Source organism: Oleiphilus sp. HI0132 (genome assembly GCF_001635845.1).
In genome coordinates, this window is sequence record NZ_LWGJ01000610.1 from 1 (window position 1) to 712 (window position 712).

Genomic DNA, 712 nt, shown 5'->3' on the forward strand with positions numbered 1-712 from the left:
TTTTCTATCTCGGTGAACGAACTGATGCCTTGCATAATGGAGATGGCAAAGCCGATAATCACGGCGCATATCTCAACCGCCCAGGCAAAGAATATTAGCTTTTTGCCAATGCTCTCGCGTTCCGGGTTTATCGTTAAAGAGGGTGCTTGAACCGGCTCAATTGAACTGGTAACGGTTTGAGCTTGGCCGTTTGTCATGCCTTTGGGTTTCCGTTATTGTTATTTTTTCGATTGTTTGTGTATGTTATCGAAGTTTTACGCTTAAGCTACTTCGTTCACACTATCTTCTAATAGTGAGTTAATTCGCTATCTAAATCAGTGACTCAGGTATGAAAAATAGTATTGTTCTCGCTAGTTTGCTTTTTCTGCTTCTTACTAGTGCCTGTACTACCCGGCAATTGGCGGAAGTATCTCCTCTTGAAGAAGATGTGTCAAAGCTTGAGAAGCTTAGTCCTGAAGAGAAGCAGAGCAAAGAGAATGAGACAGCGGAAAAGAAAGCCAAAAAAGAAAGTCAGGCCGCTACTAAGCAGATAGAGCCAGAATCACCTTTGCAAAAACAAGCTGAAAAGGCATCCCAAAAAAAGCTCGGGCAGCCTTCCGATAAAACACAGGCTAAGCAAAAAGAGAGGCAAACTTCGCAGAAGTCGGTGGAAGCTTTGGAGCAAGAGTATTCAACTGAGCTTTCAAGTATGCGCTCAAGGGATGAGTTGGAG

At 43.4% G+C, this 712-nt stretch carries 2 protein-coding genes; one reads left to right on the forward strand and one right to left on the reverse strand.

From position 1 onward, the window contains the following. Positions 1-197 (reverse strand): hypothetical protein (locus A3766_RS07475; RefSeq protein ID WP_156508765.1); only part of this gene is annotated, 197 nt, incomplete at its 3' end. A 131-nt stretch (positions 198-328) separates the two neighbouring features. On the opposite strand from A3766_RS07475, the gene A3766_RS07480 reads away from it, so the two are divergent. Further along, positions 329-712: hypothetical protein (locus A3766_RS07480; RefSeq protein ID WP_197479411.1), on the forward strand; the 384-nt coding region annotated here is incomplete at its 3' end.